The following is an 18,651-nucleotide window of genomic DNA, read 5'->3' on the forward strand; positions in this document are numbered from 1 at the left end:
ATTAAAAGAAAATAATCCTTTTTACCTCGTTTAACAAATCGCAAAATTTTTCGTAGGATGCCTCAAATTCTTCAGAGTTTTGAATAGAGTCTTCCAATGCTTTCAATTGGCCCAATATCTTCTCTTTTAATTCGGGTCGCAGTTTTCCAATGCTTGCGGCAAATAGGTTTCGCGTCTCCGATATTTTCTTTTTAAGCCTTAAAACTCTTGATCCAGCCATCTCAAGGTCGGAAATAAAAGAATAAATATATACTTGCGCCTCTGTCAAGAGCGCTTCATATTCTTTCCTTTCCGCGGGAATGATTGAAAATCTTTCAATCCTCCCGATAAGGGCCGCTAAATCGCCATTTGGCCTTTTATTTATTTTTTCAAACTCCTCTTTGATCTTTAGCAATTCTTTTATTATTTGGGGCCTTTGGCGCCTGTAATTTTCTATTAGCGCAGAAGCCTCGAGGCTGTAGTCCGATTTTATTTCAGCGTCAATTTCCGCCTTAAGGCGCGATATCCTTGCCTTAACTTGCGGCATTAAATTCGCTTCGTCGCGCTTCACCGGGTATGCCCATCTTCCATAAGCGGCAAGTTTCTCGTGCGCCAAAAAAGGAGAGGCTTCGCCTTCGGCTTTTTTTGCGAGTTGAGCCTGCTCTAAATAAAGCTTTAATCTTATGAATTGCAAGTCGCTAAAATCTCCCGGGATCAAAGATGCCCCCTTAAGGGCCATGATTGCCTCCGCAATAAGCTCTGCCGCAACAGATTTAAGAACGCTGTTATTTTCTTTCTTATAATCCTTGCTGAAAACCAAGGCGGTTTTTACGGAGCTCAAGATGGAATATAAGCACCTGTAGCCAACTAATACGTCATCGGGTATCTTATTAAAAATTTCACGGATAATTTTATCCAGGTCTTCGTGGGATTTAGCGTCTTCAAGCAGGGCATTGGACAAAGCAAACCCTAAAACGGCAAAATCGCGGATAAAGCTTTTTTTGCTTTTGGCTGATGTTTCAAGGATTTTCAAAGCCGTCGCAAGATAAGTTGCGTCTCTTTTCCCTTTTCTCGAATTGATAAGCTCTTTTGTCAGGGCAACAAAATCTTTGAGACTAGTCCAAGCATGGGCTTTTGTTTCATCCGGCATAATATCAGATGTTGGCAGGGATGGTTTTCGTGTTGTTCTTAAGGATTCGGGGATATTAGGATTTGGCACTGCTTCAGAATCGACAGCTTGGGCCCAAGCCTTCAAGCTTTCAAAATCCATCTGCCCGCGATATTTTTGTTTAATTGGGTAAGATAGGTTAAAGATTGTTCTTTGGAAGGATTCGCTCCATTGGGAGGCAATTGCAATCTTAATTAAAAAGCCTGCAACTTTTTTTCTCATTCCATCACTCATCTGCCAATCTTCAATATAACCAAAAAAGCCCAATAATATTGGGTTGCCGTTGTTTTTGATATTTAGCTCATTTTTTACCACAAGAAGAAATGCGATGGCATCCGTAATGCCTTTTGTCTTATCGGCGAGAAAAGCTTCAACAAATTCGATATTCTTGTCCCAATTCCCCATTTCTTCGGTGCGGAGCTCTAATTTTTGGCTTCCCAAAGTAAAGGCATTTAGAGCCTCATCATAAGCCATCCGCCTTGATCTTGCATATTCCTTTACAGCATTGTCAAATTTCAAAAGATCGACGTCGTCAATGTTTGACGCTTCTGGTTCTTTTTGCGCTGTCTTATCCCCATCAAGATGCCATCCCCTGGCAATTGTCCTAACAAGAACAAACTGTTTCGGGTCTATTCCTAATGCCATAAGCTCTTCAAAGCTTAAGCCGTCGCTTAGATCGATTTTTGTAAATGTTTGGTCGGCAGATTTGTCATTTTTATCTTTTATGACAACAACATTTCCTGAAAACTTTGCGTAAACAAAGGTATCGGCGCTTCCATCGCCTTTATCGTTAGTGTCGCCGATCTTCTTCAGTTCATCTTTTTTAAGGAACAGATTCCAAGAAGAAATAAGGCGCACATAAAGATTTGTATTTGTTTTTAATTCCGCCATGCATAATGATCGAAAATAATTTAAGCGGATTTCAGGCGGGCAACATTTATTTTTTAATTTTTACAAGTATTCGGGCGAAAAAGAAATGGATATATATTGGCTGGTCAGCTCCGATTGGAACGCATCCGCCATGTATGCGTAATCGAACGAAAAACCCGATGCTTTTAGCCCCAAGCCAAAAGTATAATTGTTCGCTATATTACTTTGGCCGATCGCTTTTTGACTAACGCCCGCCCTAAATGATAAATTTTGAGCTACTTTCCACTCCGTCCCAAAATGTAAAAGCAACGGCTTTTGTTCCGATAATGAGCTTTCGCTGTCCGCGGCAATAAGGATACTGGATCCTATCAATTTATATGATCCGCCGAGCCTCAATGCCGCCGGGAGCTTATCGGCGTTGCTCGATCCCCAAGAAATATTGCCTCTCAAGAAATTCTGGAAGCTTAATCCAAAATTAAAATCTTTTGGCCCGGCTAATATCAGCCCGAAATCGCAATCTATCCCGGAGCCGTTTCCGTCAACAACGCCTCCCAGGAAATTCCTCATATATTTGACATTGAGGCCAATAGACAAGTTTCCCATGGCAGGGCTTACTTTCATGATCTTATTCATATTTTGCGCGGCGGTCAAAATAAACATCGAGCTTGAATATGAAATAGGGGAGGCGGAAGCCATGCTTGCCTTATCTGTCGTGCCGAATCCCGCAGGGGATAATGCGGAAATATAATTGAGGCCGAAAAACCCGTTCATTGCGGCGATTGTCCCGCCATACAATTTATAATCGACAGTGTTCAGGGCCTTTGTCTGCATGGTAGTTGCTTCAAAGGTCTTCGTTTGTGAAATTCCAGCGGGATTGAACGCGATCGAATTTGAATCCCCAAAGATCGCCGTGAACGAATTGCCCATGGCAAGGGGTCTTGCGCCGACGCTTGAATTTAGGATATCGGTTGACAAACCCGCGAGACATATCTTGGGAAATATTGCCAAAAGACAAATGCTTATTAATAATTTATTAGTCATAGACAGCTATTTGCCCATATTTAATGACTTTTCCCTGATAAATAATGATATATGGATAAGCGCCGTTGCCGACTTGCGATCCAAAATCGGTATTTCCGTTCCATGAGACCTCGTTGTATCCCTGTCTGCCGCCGAGCCCAACACCCGCCGAGTCCTGTGCTCCTGCAGTTCCGGTCAGGCGCTTTACCATATTTCCGTTAAGATCATAGATATTTATTGATGTGTCGCCGTCGTCGGTCAAAGTATATGTGATCTTTGTTGTTTCGCCGTGAAGCGGCTTAAAAGGGTTTGGATAATTCATTGCATTGCCGGTGACAGTTACAGTTCCTAGGACCGAAACCGAAAATGTCGACGTGGAAGTTTCGGCCCCAAGGTTATTTGCGCTAACTTGGATTATATGGGAGCCTTTATCGAGCGCCGAAGTTACAGTATACGTTGCCTCATAGGATGTTTGTCCTTCGGTTGTGGGAGATATTGTGAAAGTTTTAATGCCGCCATCGATCGTAAGAGAGATCGTCATTTTATTAATGCCTGTCGCGTCTGAAATTTTTGCGGAAATTATTGGGAGCCGTCTTACCGTTGTGCCGGCGGAAAGAGTTACTCCGTCCGTATAAATTGTTATAGTTGGAGCGGCGACCGCTTGCGCGGTAATGACCAATGACCAATAACCAATGACCAATAATGAAAATATTATAATAGCAAATATCTTTTTCATTTGAAGACATTATACATCAAGACATGGAAACCTGCGACAATATCGTCGCGGTTTCCAATATGGTAGAATAATAAAATGTTTAAGTTTGAAGTTTTCAAAAAAAGCAAAAGATCCAAAGCGCGAGTCGGAAAAATTTATACGGACCATGGCGTCGTCGAAACTCCGATCTTTATGCCCGTTGGGACGCAAGCGACAGTTAAGACAATGTCCCCGCGCGACCTGAACGAAGTCCAATCGCAAATAATTCTCTCAAATACTTACCATCTATATTTGAGGCCCGGACACGAACTGATAAAAGAAGCCGGCGGGCTCCACAAATTTATGTCGTGGGATAAGCCCATTTTAACCGACAGTGGGGGATTCCAGGTATATAGTTTAGCCCACAACAGGAAAGTTTTGGAACATGGAGTCGAGTTCGCTTCTCATATCGATGGATCAAAGCATCTATTCACTCCAAAAAAAGTAGTTGAGATCCAAGCGGCGCTCGGCTCCGACATCATGATGCCTCTCGACGTCTGTGTCTCATATCCTTGCGATAAAATTGAGGCTAAAGATGCAGTAGAAAAAACTACACGTTGGGCTGAAGAGGCTAAGGCAACCCTCACCTCTAACCCCTCTCCCAGTGGGAGGGGGGAAGAGCGAAGCGAAGGGGTGAGGGCTTTATTTGGCATTGTCCAAGGAAGTACCTTTTTAGATTTGCGAAAACAATCCGCGAAAGAAATTTCTGATATCGGATTTCCCGGCTTTGGGATCGGAGGATTATCCGTCGGCGAGCCGCAGGACCAAATGTTTGAAATGCTTGATGCAGTTACCGATATTTTGCCGGAAAACACTCCAAAACACTTAATGGGAGTGGGTTTCGCGTCGGATATTCTTGGGGCGATCGAGCGCGGGGCGGATATGTTCGATTGCGTCATTCCAACGAGATTAGCACGGCACGGGTCTTTTTTGACCCTTGACGGAAAGACAAGTATTCGCTTGGCACGATTTACTAAGGATTTTACGTCCATCGATCCGGAATGCGATTGCTACGCCTGCAAAAATTTCACTAAAGCATATATCAGGCACCTGTTCTGGGCAAGAGAAATATTAGCAATGCAATTGCTGACAATTCATAATATCCGATTTCTTTTAAGATTAGTCGAGAAAGTTAGAAAGGATATTATTGAAGAATGAAAAAAAATGCCCTCACCCAGTTTTTCCAATTTAGTGAGCATAAACCTATTTCCCCTCTCCCAGTGGGAGAGGGGTTAATTGAATCAAGTCTCAAAACCAAGAAGTTGGGTGAGGGATATTGGAAACTTATTTGGATTTTGGTTTTAGGATTTTGGATTTCGTCTGTAGCTTGTGCGATTCCAAGCAAAGTCTTTCTAAATGTTCCTTTCATCCCCCAAGCCCCGAACGGCATATGGAATGACATATATAATGAAGCATGCGAAGAGGCGGCTATCATTATGGCGACGCGTTATGTCGAAAATAAGGGCTTGAGCAGGACAGAAGCCGATAAAGAAATATTGAAACTTGTCGACTATCAAAAAAAGAATTATGGCGGACATTTCGATCTTCCTGTGAAAAAAACCGCTCAATTAATGAAAGACTTTTATAAGTTCATGAACTTTCAAATCATAAATTCCGCTTCTATCGAAACGATGATCGATGCCCTAAGCCGCGGGGACCTTGTTATTGCGCCATTCGCGGGAAGGTTGTTGAAAAATCCTTATTATAAAACTCCTGGGCCTGTTTACCATATGCTTTTATTTAAGGGATATGATCTTTCAAGGAAGGAATTCATTGTAAATGACCCCGGGACCAAGCGCGGGTTGAATTATAGGTTCAAATTCGATGTCATCGATAATGCCTGGCACGATTGGACCGGGACACCGAATAATATCGCTAAAGGCAAGAAGAACTTTATCGTTATATTGGACAAAAAAAATATTCTTTGATACAATTAACTCACAGTTAGCATGAAAAACACAAATCAATTCCGCCTGCTCATAATTTTTGCCATTCTAGGCGCTTCAATTGATTCCATGGCTGGAGTTATTGCGAGAGGGAATCGGAACGAATTGCCAACAAGGCTATTTTGAAGCCATTTAAGGCTTAATGATCCTATCTTTTAGCGCTTTTGCTTCTGATTCATAATAGCTTTGCCAATCCGACTCGTTCAATTTTTCAAGCAATTTTGGATAATCTTTTAATTCTTTTGCAAGCAATAACTGCGCTCCCAGTTTCAATAGGTCTATATGCCAATCAAACTTAATCCTTGCTTTTTTTAGGAGATCGTTGATTTGGAAATTGTATTTTTTATTTATCATAAATAGATCCATAAAATCCCTGGAACGGGGGTTCTGATAAATAGTAAAGATTTTATTGACCGCGATATCCAAAACACTGTCAATCCTTATCCCGCCGATAGTTTTTGGCTTTTCAATTGACGGGAACGGAAAATATGTGAATTCCGATTTCAGCATCTTATTATTGCCGAATCTCAAGACGATAATATTGCGATTATAGCTTGTATTTAAGTCGAACTTTTCAAACCCCAGGCTGGTTTTAATGGATTTTAGGAAAACAATAATGGAATTAATGTCGATCTCATTTTCAGAGAAAAAATCCAGATCTTCGGAAAAGCGGTAGGGAATATAGTATTCAGCCAAAGCTGTGCCGCCGGAAAGATAAAAATCGTTGACTATATTTTTGTTTTTTGACAACAGGCCAAGAAAAACCTTTTGCCTGCCGCTTAAAATAGATTTTTTCATGAAGAGTGCAAAAGAAATCCTAAATATTTCTTCTTTAAAGGATCGATGTGAAGTTTTCCTATGTTTGCTTCAAGCTCTTTTTGATCAAGTTTTTCGCCTGAAAGGCCGTAATTTATAAGCTGTTCTAAACGCCAAATGGCATATTTTTCGGGGTATTTTTTGAGTTTTTTAACATCAACTGACCAATTGTACATAATATTATTATATCACATTTAGTGAGCATTTTGGCGCAAATTTCAGTTGGACAAAAAAAATATTCTTTGATACAATTAACTCACAGTTAGCATGAAAAACACAAATCAATTCCGTCTGCTCATAATTTTTGCCATTCTAGGCGCTTCCATTTTTGTACTTTCACAAATGCCGATCACGCTTGGCCTCGATCTCCAGGGCGGGACCCGTTTGGTTTTTGTGGGAGAGGAAACCGCAAAAGTAAAAGTTTCCGATGATTCAATGGCAGGCGTTGTCGCGGTAATAAGGAACAGGATCGACGCGCTTGGGGTAGCAGAGCCTGTCATCCAAAGAAAAGGCCGCGACCAAGTTATTGTCGAACTTCCCGGGATCAAAGATCCCGATCGTGCGATCAAACTTATCGGAGATACCGCGCTTTTGGAATTTGTCGAAGCCGAATGGGCGCCGGGATCCGAATCCACTCTTACTCCGGAAAAAGTCAAAGAATTTTATGGCGCCGATGCAAGGCTCGACAAAGTATCCGATATCAAAGATGGCCAAGTTGTTTCATCCAGATTAATTATCCTCAAGAAAACAGCATTATCCGGCGGCGACCTTAAAGCCGCTTATCCGCAAGTCGACGAATACGGCAACCCCTCGGTCGGGTTTGAATTGAATTCCGAAGGCGCGAAAGCTTTCGCCGACCTTACGACGAGGCACATAGAAAAGCCTATCGCAATAATCTTGGATAAAAAAATTATTTCCGCCCCGAACGTTAAAACCCCTATCACAGAAGGTAAAGGCATTATAACCGGCAACTTTTCTGCGACCGAGGTGCGCGATATGATAATTAAGCTTAAGGCCGGCTCTCTTCCAATTCCTGTAAAGCTTATTGAAACGAGGATAGTTGGCCCGACCTTAGGTAAAGATTCGGTAGATAAAAGCAAAATCGCGGGCGCAATAGGTTTTATCTTTATATTTTTCTTTATGATCCTTTATTATCGCCTGCCAGGGCTTATCGCAAATATCGCGCTATTCCTTTACATATTCTTGACCCTAGCCGTTCTTTCTATCCTGCATTCAACTTTAACTCTTCCAGGAATTGCAGGGTTCTTGCTTTCGGTGGGTATGGCTGTTGATGCCAATGTTATCATTTTTGAGCGCCTAAAGGAAGAATTGAGAATCGGGAAAACCATTAAAGCGGCTATCGACACCGCCTTCGAAAGGGCATGGGCCGCGATATTAGATGCGAATGTGACAACCATTATTGCCGCAGTGACCCTGTTTTTTGTCGGAACAGGGACTATCAAAGGTTTTGCGGTAACGCTTACGGCAGGCATATTGGTTTCCATGTTCACAGCGATCACTCTTACAAAAATGATGTTAAATATGATGGCGGACAGCAAGATCATCCCGAATTCGGATTCGAAGCTGGTGTACAAATGAGCTTTCACATAATTAAAAAAACAAGGCTATGGTTCATGATATCCGGGCTGCTTATAATATTATCTCTTGGGGGGTTGGTATTTAATTCTGTCAGCCGCGGCCGCGCAATGAACTTCGGCATCGATTTTACAGGCGGGACTTTGATCAATATCCGCTTTGCAAGCCCGACATCCGTCGCTCAAGTAAGGGCCGTTTTAAATGATTTCAAGCTTGCGGAAACTGTTATCCAGCGATCAGGTGAAAATGATATTTTTATAAGGACCGAGCCTCTTGAGACAGAAGTACGGCAAAAGATAGTCGCCGCGCTTTCCGAAAAATACGGTGGCGCGGAACTTTTGGAAGCCGATACGATAGGCCCTATCATCGGTTCGGAATTAAGGACGCAGGCTTTTTGGGCCTTAGTCCTCGCGTCTTTAGGCATCGCGATATACGTAGCTTTCCGTTTTGAAATGGTATTCGCGGTAGCGGCGCTGTTCGCCTTATTCCATGACGCGATAATTACTACTGGATTTATGGCCATTCTTTGGAGGAATATTGATATAACTTTCATAGCAGCCTTGCTTACCATCTTGGGGTATTCAATAAACGATACGATCGTAATATTCGACAGGGTCCGCGAGAACTTGAAAAAACCTGGAGCCTCAAAAAAGTCTTTTGGCGAACTTGTGAACGCAAGCCTTTGGGAAACGATGGCCCGTTCAATAAACACCGTCCTAACTGTTGTCGTCATGGTGCTTGCGTTGTTGTTTTTTGGCGGAGCCCCGCTGCGCGAATTCTGTTTGACGCTGCTTGTTGGTTTTACGCTGGGCGCATATTCATCGGTCTTTGTTGCATCTCCCCTTATCGTCCTATGGCATCACGGCAAAAAATAGTGATATAATACTCGCGTGGCCCGCAAAAAAAACAATGAACCATCTCCGTTCGCGCAAGACCTTACAGGGATACTGCTTGTCGCCTTGGCTGTTTTTATCCTGGTCTCGAATTTTTCGTCCGGGACCGGGCTTGTAGGGTTGTATGTGATAAAGCTGGCCTTCAGGTCGATCCTAGGGATAGGCATTTACTTGCTTCCTTTTATCCTTGCCGCATACGGAGTGATCCTTCTCTTCAGGCATGAAGTAAAAGAGCTTGCGACAAGGCTGACCGGGCTTTTGATCTTGTTTTTCACTTTTATCACTGCAGTCCAATTTTATGCTCCAAATTATTTTGAGACGAATGCCCAATATAATATTGTCCAAGGAGCCGGCGGATTTTTGGGGTATATTTTCAAATTCGCCCTGGAGCGGAGCATTGGCGCCATGGGCGCATATATTGTAATTTCCGCATTTGCGCTGATCTCGCTCCTATTGGTATTCAACATAACTTTTTTAGATATTTTCTCAAGATTAAAACTTTGGCTTTCGCTCGCGCCCAATAAAAAGGCGCAAATAAGCAAAAAACCAGCAATTCCTGTAAAAACAATGGACGAAAGGTCTATTCCGGCGCAAATACCTCTTATAATAGAATCTTTTCCTATGAACGAGCCTGAGCCGCCAAAGGACGAAACAGAAATTGTGATCGAAGAAAAAAAACCTGGCCTGCCGGCAGGCAGGGAAAAACAGTCCTACAATAAATACAAACTTCCGCCATTGAGCCTTCTCGACGACCCGACAGCCAAAGAAAAGCAAAAACAGGACAAGCTTAAGGAAACCACAGAATACAGGAGAAAATTGCTTGAAGATACTTTGAAGAATTTCGGCGTCGGCGCCCGGGTTGTTTCGACAAACCAGGGGCCGGCGGTGACAAGATACGAGCTCCAGCCCGATCCCGGCGTCAAGATAAGCAGGATCGCATCTCTTTCGGATGATATTGCATTGAACCTAGCGGCACAGGGCGTTCGAATAGAGGCTCCGGTGCCTGGAAAATCGGTTATCGGTATCGAGGTCCCCAATGTTTCTGTAACTCCTGTAAGGCTAAAAGAGATCGTAAAAACAAATGAATTCATTAACAACCAGTCAAAATTATTCATCGCTTTGGGAAAAGACCTGTCGGGGACCCCGATTTACGGCGATCTTGCGAAAATGCCCCATTTGCTTATAGCGGGTACGACAGGGTCAGGTAAATCCGTATGCATAAATTCATTGATCATTAGCCTTCTTTTGCGGGCGCGCCCCGATGAGCTGAAATTCATCATGATCGATCCCAAAATGGTCGAGCTTTCCGTTTATGATGATATTCCGCACTTATTGGCGCCTGTTGTTACTGATGCCATGCGCGCGGCTCTTACCTTGAAAGAATGGGTAATGAAAGAAATGGAGCGCAGGTACAAACTTTTTTATGATGTCGCCGCCAGGAATATTTTTGCCTATAACAGCAAGAAGCCTGATGAAAAGATCCCGCATATTGTAGTAGTAATAGACGAATTGGCTGACCTCATGATGCTTGCGGCATCGGAGGTTGAAACGACGATATGCAGGCTTGCCCAAATGGCGCGCGCTACAGGAATCCATCTGGTGATAGCCACGCAGAGGCCGTCGGTTGACGTCATTACGGGCCTTATCAAAGCGAATATCCCGTCCCGCATAGCTTTTGCTGTTGCAACACAGATCGATTCGCGCGTCATTCTCGACGCGTCAGGGGCCGAAAAACTGCTTGGCCGCGGCGATATGCTTTATAATCCTGTAGGAGCCATGAAGCCGATCCGCCTGCAGGGATCATATGTTACGGACAAAGAAACTGAAAAAATAATTGATTTCATAAAAGAGCAGGCCGCACCCGAATATTTGGAAGAGCTTGTGTCATTAAAAGTTGCTGAAGGCGATACTGTATTCAAGGACAAGGAAGAGAACGGCCGCGATGCGCTGTTCATTGAAGCGGTGAAGCTTATTATTGAAGCCCAAGTAGCGTCGACATCATACTTGCAGCGCAAGATGAGGATAGGATACAATCGCGCGGCAAGGCTTATGGACGATATCGAAGCCGCAGGAGTAGTTTCAAAACCCGAAGGCGAGCAAAAGACTAGGCGCATCGTTGCTACTATGGACACACTTGTTTCTTTAGGCGTTAAGTGAGCAACGCATCCCGCATCACGCTTCTCGCGTTACTTTTTATTCTTATCGTTTCCCCCGCGTTCGCTTTTCCCCAAAGGATCATCTCAACTATGCCCTCTATTACTGAAACTTTGTTCGCGTTGGGTTTGGGGGACAGGGTAGTTGGTGTTACAACCAATTGCGATTATCCGCCAGAGGCCAAGAAAAAAGAAAAAGTGGGACAGATGGTCATGAATTTAGAGAAGATCGTATCACTTAAGCCCGATCTCATAATAATGCTCCAGGATGCCCAACAGTATGATATATGGCGGCTAAAGGGCAGGGGATTGCCGGTCGTCACAATAAATCCCCATTCTGTTTCAGACGTTATGGATTCCATAAAATATATCGGATCGATCACAGGCGTTACATATGAAGCGCAGTCGCTGGTCAATAGATTGAATTATCGGCTGGATCGGATCGGATATTTAACAAAAGGAAGAGTTCCTAAGTCCGCATTTGTCATGGTGGGATATAGGCCGCTTGTTACGACCGGTAAAAGCACTTTTGTGAACGATATTATCACTCGAGCCGGTTTCCAAAACAGCATGCAGGGCGGCGGAGAGTATCCTCAAGTCAATTTTGAGGAGCTTTACAGGATGAACCCTGATATCGTCATTATTCCGGTAGGGTTAGTCTCATCGTACGAGGTAATAAATGACGCAAAATTATCGAGGCTAACGGCCGTCACATCTGGTAAAATACTATGGATCGATCCGGATATCTTCTTTAGGCCGGGACCAAGGATAGTTGATGCCGTTGAAGAGATATCGGGATTTTTATTCCAATGAGAAAAAGAACAGCAATATATTTTGTTCTAGCCGGACTTGTGGTCGCTTCGATCATTTCCCTTTTTCTTGGCCCTGTCTTTGTCCCCCCCCAATATATTTTAAAAAGCGAGATCTTGTGGCAAATAAGAATCCCACGCGTTCTTCTTTCGGCGCTAGTCGGCATGATGCTTGGCCTCTCCGGTGTCATGCTTCAAGGGATATTGCGAAATCCGTTAGCCGATCCATATATTCTTGGGGTATCGTCTGGCGCAGGAGTTGGAGCAGCAACTGCATTAGCGCTAAAACTTAATTTTGTATTTCTCGGGATGAGCTCGGTCCCGATCCTTGCTTTTATTTTTGCGATCATCGCGGTTCTCGTGGTTTATAGGTTATCTTACGTTTCCGATCGGAGCTCTCCTGAAGCCTTGATACTTGGCGGCGTAGCTGTCTCCGCTTTTGCATCGGCAATACTTGCTTTAATAATTATCGTTTCAGGCCAGCTTCAATCGATCTATTTCTGGCTTTTAGGATCGTTATCAATGGCCTCATATGTTGATGTTGCGACTTTGATACCGTATTTGTCAATTGGTTTGGTAGTAGCGTATTTTCACTCAAAAGAATTAAATGTTCTTCTGCTTGGCGAAGATATGGCTCTCACTATGGGCGTCGAAGTTTCAAAGATAAGATTTCTAATGATAGTTACCGCAACACTTATGACTGCGGCGGCAGTTTCGGTTTCAGGTCTTATCGGATTTGTCGGACTTATCGTCCCACACTTTGTAAGGCTAACAATTGGCCCCAACCATAGGTCTTTGATCCCGATGTCGGCCCTTGGCGGCGCATTGCTCATGGTGGTTGCCGATTCAATAGGCAGAACGGTTTTCACTCCGGTTGAAATGCCGATAGGGATCGTAATGGCGCTTGTCGGAGCGCCATTTTTTCTATATATCCTGAAAAAGCGGAGACTTGGCAAGAAATGAGCGCATTAAACGCACTTGAAGTGATAAATTTGCACTGCGGTTATGAAGATAAAGTTGTTATCCAAGGCGTTTCATTCACCGTAAAGACAGGAGAATTTGTCGGCATCGTCGGAGCCAATGGTTCCGGTAAAACAACTCTTTTAAAAGCAATTACAGGCATTCTGCCGATCACCGCAGGCGAGGTCAAAGTTACTGCAAAAGAAATGCTTTTATTTTCAAGAAAAGAAATGGCAACGCTCGTAGCTTTTGTCCCCCAGCTTATGGAGCCGATCCAAGGTTTTTCGGTCCTTGAAATGGTGCTGCTTGGACGGACCCCATATTTGGGAAGGTTCGAGTTTGAATCGGAGGAAGATTATAACGTCGCAAAGTGGGCCATAGACGAGCTTGAAATAGGCGATCTATCACAAAAAGATGTGACGCAATTATCAGGTGGTGAATTCCAGAGAGTTGCGATAGCAAGAGCTTTGGCGCAAGAGCCAAAAATTATGCTATTAGACGAGCCGATCTCGCATTTGGACCTGCGGTATCAAATAAAAATACTTAAGCTCCTGCGCAAGATAAGGCAGCAGAGGACCGTTATTGCCACTTTTCACGATCTTAATATGGCGTCGCGCTTTTGCAACAGGCTTATTTTATTAAAGAAGGGCGAACTAATTGCCGCGGGCTTACCTGACGAGGTTGTAACTGCTGAGAATATTTGGAAGGCGTATAGAGTGAGGGCTCAAGTTAAGAAAAATCCTCGTACAAAGCACGCGAGCTTAGTCTTTTTGCCTTAAAACGAATCTGTAAGGCTTCTTTGCCCAACTACCTGCATAGCCAACACCAATTCTTGGGGTTCGTTTTATTTGTTTTTTTGATATTCTAACGCCACGATCCTCAAACCAAAGCCCCGACCTGGGTTCAGCCTTTTTTCCATTCAGTTTCTTGTCGATTTTTAATGCTTTGGTCAAACGAGCAGGGCCGGATATCCCTTCAACGCCTCTTATGAGGATTGCCGCGGGATAATCTTTCTTCCCGGTCACAATATTAAGCATCCAGTGGATGCCGTAAGTGAAGTAAACATAGAAATATCCAGCTTCTCCGAACATGATCTCGTTTCTTTTCGTTTTTCCTCGGCTTGCGTGGGAAGCTTTATCAAGAAAGCCATCATATGCTTCGACTTCTGTTATCATAAAAGCTTTTGTCTTTCCTCTAAAACGGCGAACAAGATATTCTCCTATGAGAGATTGCGCGACTTTGAGAGTGGGCTTATTGAAAAAATGGGATTTTATAACCATTATTTATACGGAAGGATTATGGAGTTGATCTCTTTATTTAGCGATTCAAATTCCGGGTCCCGGTGGACCAAGATGGCATTATATTTTTTTGCCGTAGCGGCTATCCAGGAATCAGCCAGTGAAATCTCATGCGCGGCTTTCATTTCCGCGGCGATAAGCCTTAGGTCTTCATTGCTTTCGATTATTTCTAACGGCAGGAGCGTCATTTCCAGATATGCTTTATGTCCTGCTTCTTCTCCGTAGCGAATAAAATTAATATATAAAAATTCCATCGCCGTCATAAAAGAAATGATCACTTTGCAGTGTTTAATTCGTGCCGCCTCTAAGATAGCTTCAACCTTGGCGGCCCCGTCCTCATCGTCTTTAAGGCAAAAAACAGCCGAAGTATCTAGGACGTAAAGCTTATCTTTTTCCACTTTCTTTTTCCCGTTCTTTTTTCCTTTCAGCAAGCAGGGTCTTTAGCAGTCCTTTGGAACTTCCACGGAAAGCCTTTATCGGGTTATGCGGCAAAGGGAGGATTGTGACCATATTGCCCAGATCGAGCCATGCGATCTTTTGGCCGGCCTTGATGTGATACTTTTTGCAGATCTCGGATGGCACCGCGGTTTGCCCTCTTTTTGATACCGTTGTTTCTATCGTCATATCGGCACCTCTTAAGGCATTATACAAGGCGAAAGCATGCACTGTCAAGTCGTATTATAATATTGACTTGTAAGGATGGTGGGCGCCGTTGGGATTGAACCAACGACCTCCTGCGTGTGAAGCAGGCGTTCTACCACTGAACTAGGCGCCCGCATTTGAAAAAAAGAATGGACAGTACCCCGATGGAAAATAAATTTTCAATGGGCGCCGTAGGGATTGAACCTACGACCTTCTCGGTGTAAGCGAGACGTTCTACCACTGAACTAGGCGCCCATAAAGCACTTCTTTCCCATCGGGGTGACCTGTCCGATGTAACATCGGACCATTCTACCGCTGAACTAACTGCCCTTGTTTATGTAATTATATCTTATAAAGCTCCCTCCGTCGATAGGTTGGGGTAGCGGGTAGCGTCGGGAGAAACGGCAGAGTGATGCGTTTTGCGTCATATTATTGCGTACTTTCGGTATTTATTCAGGCTCTCCCAGCACGCAACCTCTCAACTCCCAACGTTTCCCCCGACGCAGCCTCTTCCGCCCAACCTGTTTAGTGAATTTTCTGAAGGAGATGGATCCGGTAGGTGAGGTGCTTCTTAAAGGTATCCCGATCTAGGGGCACCACATTGTTTATTATCGTCTGTTTTAAACTTTTCCCGTTGATCCTAATTTTCAATAATTGCATCAAGATCCAATGGATAGGCCGGAGATGAACTTCTAGAGTTGTTAGGATACAATCAAGTACGGGTTTTATATAATTCCTGTAAACAATATTGCCGTAGTCAAGCGTTGGGAGAATTTTATCTGTTATCTCGAGCTCTTTTACTACTTTAAACCCTTGTCTTTCGGCCTCATTCAGGAAATCTGAAAGAGGGTGGCCAGGCAAATTCTTCTCATTTCGTGACGCTTCATATTTATAATAATCCGAAGCCAATAAATAACCGTTTTCATTTAATAATTGATCCGCTTTCGTGAGAATATCTTTTTCGGCGATATATTGGACAGATTCGGAACAAAGCATAAGATCATATTTTTTATCGGTGGTGAAATTCTCGAGCGTTGTAAGATAAAACTGGATCTTCCCGTTTGAATTCTTTGTAAAAAGCTCCTGCTGGTAAGGGTCTGGGCTCATCGACTCAACTTTAAAGCCTGCTTTTGTAAGAGCGATCGCGTTCCCGCCAACCCCGCAGCCAACATCAAGGATCGTTTTAACGCCGGACGGCATTAAACTGATGAGTGTTTGCGCGTAATTTTCTTGCGCTTTCTGGAAATTTAGAAGATTTAATTCGGCGCCTTCATCCCACATCCCGAAATGAAGATAGTTTGTTTTTGACAGGTCCAAATAGAGTTTCAAGACGGGTTGGACCTGGACTTTTGTTTGTACGAAATCAGGCATGCTGTTATTTTATCATAATTTTCATTTGTGTTATAATTTATATATGCCAAGCAATACTTACGCCTTCATTATAAAAGGCGGATATTTTGAGGATATGCTTTATGCTTTTAATTTCGCGAGCATTCTGGCAGTATCGCATAAAAAAGTCAGGATCCTTTTTGTGGGGTGGGCGGCAAGCAAGCTCAAGAAAGGAAATCTTGATAAAATTGACATCCCAAGCTCGCTTCATGACCAAAAAAGCTTTTTTGTCGATCAATTGAAGAAACATAAGACTCACAACCTCGAGGATTTATTGAAGCTTGTAAAATCCGCAGGCGATGTGAAGATATATATCTGTTCTTTAGCCGCAAGCGTTTGGGGAGTTACCCGCGAGAACATGATACCCGAAGTCGACGATCTAATGGGGTCGCCGAATTTTCTCTTAAGCGAAGCAAAAGACGCCGCGCATATTTTGACTTTTTGAAAGGATAGGATTTTCACTGCGGATCTCGCTATCTTCTGACATCTTTTAATGCCATAATGTTTTCATGTGTTTCTCGCCAGAAGGAAGCTTTATCATTGGAACAGCTCTAACGGCAACAGGAGCCCTCTGCGTCGATCGATCCGCCCGTACCGACAGGAATTTTATTCTATTTGCTTTGATGCCGTTATTTTTTGGTATCCAGCAGATCTTCGAGGGATTTGTTTGGATCGGGCTTTTAAGAAATATCCCTTGGATGGCCCATATCTTCTCGCACGCTTTTGTCTTTTTCGCTTTCAGTTTTTGGCCGGCATATGTCCCTGTGGCTGTTTACTTGGTTGAAAAGCACGAGAATCAAAGGACAAAACAATTGCTGCTGCTTGCAATGATCTTTGGCGTTGGCGCCGGTATTGCCGCATTTTTCTTGCTTATGCCGGGTTATATCACTCTGACGGCAAAGATCGTTGGGAGCTCTATCAGCTATGATACGCAAAGCCCGCAGAGGCTTAAAGAATTATTTACTTTTACTTATCTTTTGGCGGTTATACCTCCTTTTCTCATTATCTCCGATATCAGGCTTAAGGTCTTTGGGTATCTACTGCTTTTTTCCGCGATCGTGTCGCAAGTTATTTTTGAGTACGCGTTCGTGTCGGTCTGGTGCTTCTTTGCAGGGTTGTTGTCTTTTTACATAGCATCAGTTATATTTAGGCTGAGGAGTTGTTGTCATGAAAAAGCGGTTAGCATGAGCAATAAGATCAAGATATTATTTGTTTGTGTTGAAAATACCGGACGCTCGCAAATGGCTGAGGGTTTTGCCAAGAAATACGCAGGAGACAAAATTGAGGTGTTTTCCGCGGGATCAAAGCCATTGGGAAAGCTGAATCCGGTTGCTATCCAGGTTATGCAGGATATCGGCATTGATATTGCAAAACAGGTTTCGAAAGGATTTGATTCGCTTCCTTACAAGAAATTTGATTATGTTGTCACAATGGGCTGCGGCGATGCTTGCCCTTTTATTCCCTCAACAGAACATTTGGATTGGAAGATCGAAGACCCAAAAGGAAAGCCTATATCCGAGGTCGCAAAAATAAGGGACGAGATCGGCTTAAAGGTCAAAGAATTGATCGATAGGATTTTAGAAAAATAGCCCCACGGGGATTCGAACCCCGGCCGTTAGCTTGAAAAGCTAATGTCCTAACCCCTAGACGATGGGGCCATAACGCGCTGCGCTCGTAATGACCAATGACAAATTTCCAATGACCAACATTGTATCGCTTCGCGATAATTATAATAAATACATTGTTGGGATTTGGTCATTAATAAGTATATCAGAATTTCTTTTACAATTCACCCTGCGCCTCGATTGCTCATGCAATGGTCAGGGCTTTTTCGAGTCTGGTTTCCTCGTTGGTAACTGGGCCTCAAGCAGAATATATCTTCGCCAAATTGATTATCTTATCATATCCTTCGACATTCAGGTTGACACATGAAGCAACAACATTTTTTAAGGTTTTTACGTGATATTCGCTTGACAAAATCGCGGACTCGAGGGCGGCTTTATAAATTATTATTCTTTAGGCCATTTGTTTGTGTCGGAGCCGTAGGCTTCTTTGTTCTTGAGTATTTTAGCCCTTAATGTCGCGATATTTTTAACAAGTTCGTTCACGGTTTTCTCGAAATCATCGATTTGCTTCAACAATTCATCAACAGATGTTTTATTTTGATCAGGCATAATAGTTCCTCCAAATTGTAGTTTTCTATTTGATTATACAGAATGGCATGAGCGGGGGCAAGGCGTAATTTGACTAAGGGCTCGTTTATAAGATAAACTAGTAGAATACGGGCCCATAGCTCAATGGTGGAGCAATCGACTCATAATCGACAGGTTGTAGGTTCGAACCCTACTGGGCCCATTT

General features: G+C 43.3%; 20 protein-coding genes and 4 tRNA genes. 11 read left to right on the forward strand and 13 right to left on the reverse strand.

Annotated features, from left to right (window positions below):
• Position 1: 1 nt before the first annotated feature.
• Genes HZC34_06395 through HZC34_06405 form a run of 3 tightly spaced genes read right to left on the reverse strand, consistent with a single transcriptional unit; the run spans position 2 to position 3,773 of the window.
• A complete protein-coding gene (locus tag HZC34_06395) occupies positions 2–2,038 on the reverse strand; it encodes a hypothetical protein (GenBank protein ID MBI5701451.1) in 2,037 nt (678 codons plus the stop codon).
• 60 nt (positions 2,039–2,098) lie between these two features.
• Positions 2,099–3,058 (reverse strand): type IX secretion system membrane protein PorP/SprF, encoded by a 960-nt coding sequence (locus HZC34_06400; GenBank protein ID MBI5701452.1) that lies wholly within the window; start codon positions 3,056–3,058, stop codon positions 2,099–2,101.
• Positions 3,051–3,773 carry a hypothetical protein gene (locus HZC34_06405; protein MBI5701453.1) on the reverse strand — a complete coding sequence of 241 codons (723 nt, stop codon included), beginning with the start codon at positions 3,771–3,773 and terminating at the stop codon, positions 3,051–3,053. The genes HZC34_06400 and HZC34_06405 overlap by 8 nt, the downstream gene beginning before the upstream one ends.
• Positions 3,774–3,848: 75 nt before the next feature.
• On the opposite strand from HZC34_06405, the gene tgt reads away from it, so the two are divergent.
• Together tgt and HZC34_06415 are read left to right on the forward strand one after the other, a co-directional pair.
• Complete coding sequence (gene tgt / locus HZC34_06410; GenBank protein MBI5701454.1) at positions 3,849–4,949, forward strand: tRNA guanosine(34) transglycosylase Tgt; 1,101 nt, start codon at positions 3,849–3,851, stop codon at positions 4,947–4,949.
• A complete protein-coding gene (locus HZC34_06415; GenBank protein MBI5701455.1) occupies positions 4,946–5,719 on the forward strand; it encodes a C39 family peptidase in 774 nt (257 codons plus the stop codon). The genes tgt and HZC34_06415 overlap by 4 nt, the downstream gene beginning before the upstream one ends.
• Positions 5,720–5,869: 150 nt before the next feature.
• On the opposite strand, the gene HZC34_06420 is transcribed toward HZC34_06415, so the two are convergent.
• Both HZC34_06420 and HZC34_06425 read right to left on the reverse strand, forming a co-directional pair.
• Complete coding sequence (locus HZC34_06420) at positions 5,870–6,535, reverse strand: nucleotidyl transferase AbiEii/AbiGii toxin family protein (protein MBI5701456.1); 666 nt, start codon at positions 6,533–6,535, stop codon at positions 5,870–5,872.
• On the reverse strand, positions 6,532–6,729 hold the full coding sequence (locus HZC34_06425; protein MBI5701457.1) for a hypothetical protein: 198 nt from the start codon (positions 6,727–6,729) through the stop codon (positions 6,532–6,534). Before HZC34_06425 ends, HZC34_06420 begins: the two co-directional genes overlap by 4 nt.
• 91 nt (positions 6,730–6,820) lie before the next feature.
• Here HZC34_06425 and secD point away from each other — a divergent pair, with 91 nt between their 5' ends.
• Genes secD through HZC34_06455 form a run of 6 tightly spaced genes read left to right on the forward strand, consistent with a single transcriptional unit; the run spans position 6,821 to position 13,743 of the window.
• Positions 6,821–8,152: a protein translocase subunit SecD gene (secD, locus tag HZC34_06430; protein MBI5701458.1), complete on the forward strand. Its 1,332-nt coding sequence runs from the start codon at positions 6,821–6,823 to the stop codon at positions 8,150–8,152.
• Entirely contained in the window at positions 8,149–9,024 is an 876-nt protein-coding gene (gene secF, locus HZC34_06435) for a protein translocase subunit SecF (protein ID MBI5701459.1), read from the forward strand. Before secD ends, secF begins: the two co-directional genes overlap by 4 nt.
• 15 nt (positions 9,025–9,039) lie before the next feature.
• Positions 9,040–11,199: a DNA translocase FtsK gene (locus HZC34_06440; GenBank protein ID MBI5701460.1), complete on the forward strand. Its 2,160-nt coding sequence runs from the start codon at positions 9,040–9,042 to the stop codon at positions 11,197–11,199.
• Complete coding sequence (locus HZC34_06445) at positions 11,196–12,008, forward strand: cobalamin-binding protein (GenBank protein ID MBI5701461.1); 813 nt, start codon at positions 11,196–11,198, stop codon at positions 12,006–12,008. The genes HZC34_06440 and HZC34_06445 overlap by 4 nt, the downstream gene beginning before the upstream one ends.
• Complete coding sequence (locus HZC34_06450; GenBank protein ID MBI5701462.1) at positions 12,005–12,967, forward strand: iron ABC transporter permease; 963 nt, start codon at positions 12,005–12,007, stop codon at positions 12,965–12,967. Before HZC34_06445 ends, HZC34_06450 begins: the two co-directional genes overlap by 4 nt.
• Positions 12,964–13,743 (forward strand): ABC transporter ATP-binding protein, encoded by a 780-nt coding sequence (locus HZC34_06455; GenBank protein ID MBI5701463.1) that lies wholly within the window; start codon positions 12,964–12,966, stop codon positions 13,741–13,743. The genes HZC34_06450 and HZC34_06455 overlap by 4 nt, the downstream gene beginning before the upstream one ends.
• On the opposite strand, the gene HZC34_06460 is transcribed toward HZC34_06455, so the two are convergent.
• From HZC34_06460 to HZC34_06485, 6 genes are all read right to left on the reverse strand, one after another.
• Complete coding sequence (locus HZC34_06460; protein MBI5701464.1) at positions 13,726–14,244, reverse strand: DNA-3-methyladenine glycosylase; 519 nt, start codon at positions 14,242–14,244, stop codon at positions 13,726–13,728. The two genes, HZC34_06455 and HZC34_06460, sit on opposite strands and share 18 nt — an antisense overlap.
• Positions 14,244–14,660, reverse strand: coding sequence for a PIN domain-containing protein (locus tag HZC34_06465; protein MBI5701465.1), 417 nt, complete (start codon positions 14,658–14,660; stop codon positions 14,244–14,246). Before HZC34_06465 ends, HZC34_06460 begins: the two co-directional genes overlap by 1 nt.
• Positions 14,647–14,886 (reverse strand): AbrB/MazE/SpoVT family DNA-binding domain-containing protein, encoded by a 240-nt coding sequence (locus tag HZC34_06470; GenBank protein ID MBI5701466.1) that lies wholly within the window; start codon positions 14,884–14,886, stop codon positions 14,647–14,649. Before HZC34_06470 ends, HZC34_06465 begins: the two co-directional genes overlap by 14 nt.
• A gap of 76 nt (positions 14,887–14,962) precedes the next feature.
• Positions 14,963–15,037 (reverse strand) — tRNA-Val (locus tag HZC34_06475).
• 50 nt (positions 15,038–15,087) lie between these two features.
• A tRNA-Val gene (locus HZC34_06480) sits at positions 15,088–15,159 on the reverse strand.
• A gap of 270 nt (positions 15,160–15,429) precedes the next feature.
• Positions 15,430–16,275, reverse strand: coding sequence for a methyltransferase domain-containing protein (locus tag HZC34_06485; protein ID MBI5701467.1), 846 nt, complete (start codon positions 16,273–16,275; stop codon positions 15,430–15,432).
• A gap of 43 nt (positions 16,276–16,318) precedes the next feature.
• Here HZC34_06485 and HZC34_06490 point away from each other — a divergent pair, with 43 nt between their 5' ends.
• Complete coding sequence (locus HZC34_06490; protein MBI5701468.1) at positions 16,319–16,738, forward strand: DsrE/DsrF/DrsH-like family protein; 420 nt, start codon at positions 16,319–16,321, stop codon at positions 16,736–16,738.
• 739 nt (positions 16,739–17,477) lie between these two features.
• Positions 17,478–17,882, forward strand: coding sequence for an arsenate reductase ArsC (locus tag HZC34_06495; protein MBI5701469.1), 405 nt, complete (start codon positions 17,478–17,480; stop codon positions 17,880–17,882).
• Here the strand turns inward: HZC34_06495 and HZC34_06500 are convergent.
• Positions 17,880–17,951 (reverse strand) — tRNA-Glu (locus tag HZC34_06500). The genes HZC34_06495 and HZC34_06500 overlap by 3 nt on opposite strands.
• A gap of 351 nt (positions 17,952–18,302) precedes the next feature.
• Entirely contained in the window at positions 18,303–18,467 is a 165-nt protein-coding gene (locus tag HZC34_06505) for a hypothetical protein (GenBank protein ID MBI5701470.1), read from the reverse strand.
• 109 nt (positions 18,468–18,576) lie between these two features.
• On the opposite strand from HZC34_06505, the gene HZC34_06510 reads away from it, so the two are divergent.
• A tRNA-Ile gene (locus tag HZC34_06510) sits at positions 18,577–18,648 on the forward strand.
• The last annotated feature ends 3 nt before the right edge of the window (positions 18,649–18,651 follow it).

This window comes from Candidatus Saganbacteria bacterium, assembly GCA_016223245.1.
GTDB lineage: Bacteria > Margulisbacteria > WOR-1 > XYC2-FULL-46-14 > XYC2-FULL-37-10 > JACRPL01.

Coding starts and splice junctions, on each gene's coding strand:
- HZC34_06395 (MBI5701451.1), bottom strand. CDS start 2,038: ATGGCGGAATTAAAAACAAATACAAATCTTTATGTGCGCCTTATTTCT.
- HZC34_06400 (MBI5701452.1), bottom strand. CDS start 3,058: ATGACTAATAAATTATTAATAAGCATTTGTCTTTTGGCAATATTTCCC.
- HZC34_06405 (MBI5701453.1), bottom strand. CDS start 3,773: ATGAAAAAGATATTTGCTATTATAATATTTTCATTATTGGTCATTGGT.
- tgt (MBI5701454.1), top strand. CDS start 3,849: ATGTTTAAGTTTGAAGTTTTCAAAAAAAGCAAAAGATCCAAAGCGCGA.
- HZC34_06415 (MBI5701455.1), top strand. CDS start 4,946: ATGAAAAAAAATGCCCTCACCCAGTTTTTCCAATTTAGTGAGCATAAA.
- HZC34_06420 (MBI5701456.1), bottom strand. CDS start 6,535: ATGAAAAAATCTATTTTAAGCGGCAGGCAAAAGGTTTTTCTTGGCCTG.
- HZC34_06425 (MBI5701457.1), bottom strand. CDS start 6,729: ATGTACAATTGGTCAGTTGATGTTAAAAAACTCAAAAAATACCCCGAA.
- secD (MBI5701458.1), top strand. CDS start 6,821: ATGAAAAACACAAATCAATTCCGTCTGCTCATAATTTTTGCCATTCTA.
- secF (MBI5701459.1), top strand. CDS start 8,149: ATGAGCTTTCACATAATTAAAAAAACAAGGCTATGGTTCATGATATCC.
- HZC34_06450 (MBI5701462.1), top strand. CDS start 12,005: ATGAGAAAAAGAACAGCAATATATTTTGTTCTAGCCGGACTTGTGGTC.
- HZC34_06455 (MBI5701463.1), top strand. CDS start 12,964: ATGAGCGCATTAAACGCACTTGAAGTGATAAATTTGCACTGCGGTTAT.
- HZC34_06460 (MBI5701464.1), bottom strand. CDS start 14,244: ATGGTTATAAAATCCCATTTTTTCAATAAGCCCACTCTCAAAGTCGCG.
- HZC34_06470 (MBI5701466.1), bottom strand. CDS start 14,886: ATGACGATAGAAACAACGGTATCAAAAAGAGGGCAAACCGCGGTGCCA.
- HZC34_06485 (MBI5701467.1), bottom strand. CDS start 16,275: ATGCCTGATTTCGTACAAACAAAAGTCCAGGTCCAACCCGTCTTGAAA.
- HZC34_06490 (MBI5701468.1), top strand. CDS start 16,319: ATGCCAAGCAATACTTACGCCTTCATTATAAAAGGCGGATATTTTGAG.
- HZC34_06495 (MBI5701469.1), top strand. CDS start 17,478: ATGAGCAATAAGATCAAGATATTATTTGTTTGTGTTGAAAATACCGGA.
- HZC34_06505 (MBI5701470.1), bottom strand. CDS start 18,467: ATGCCTGATCAAAATAAAACATCTGTTGATGAATTGTTGAAGCAAATC.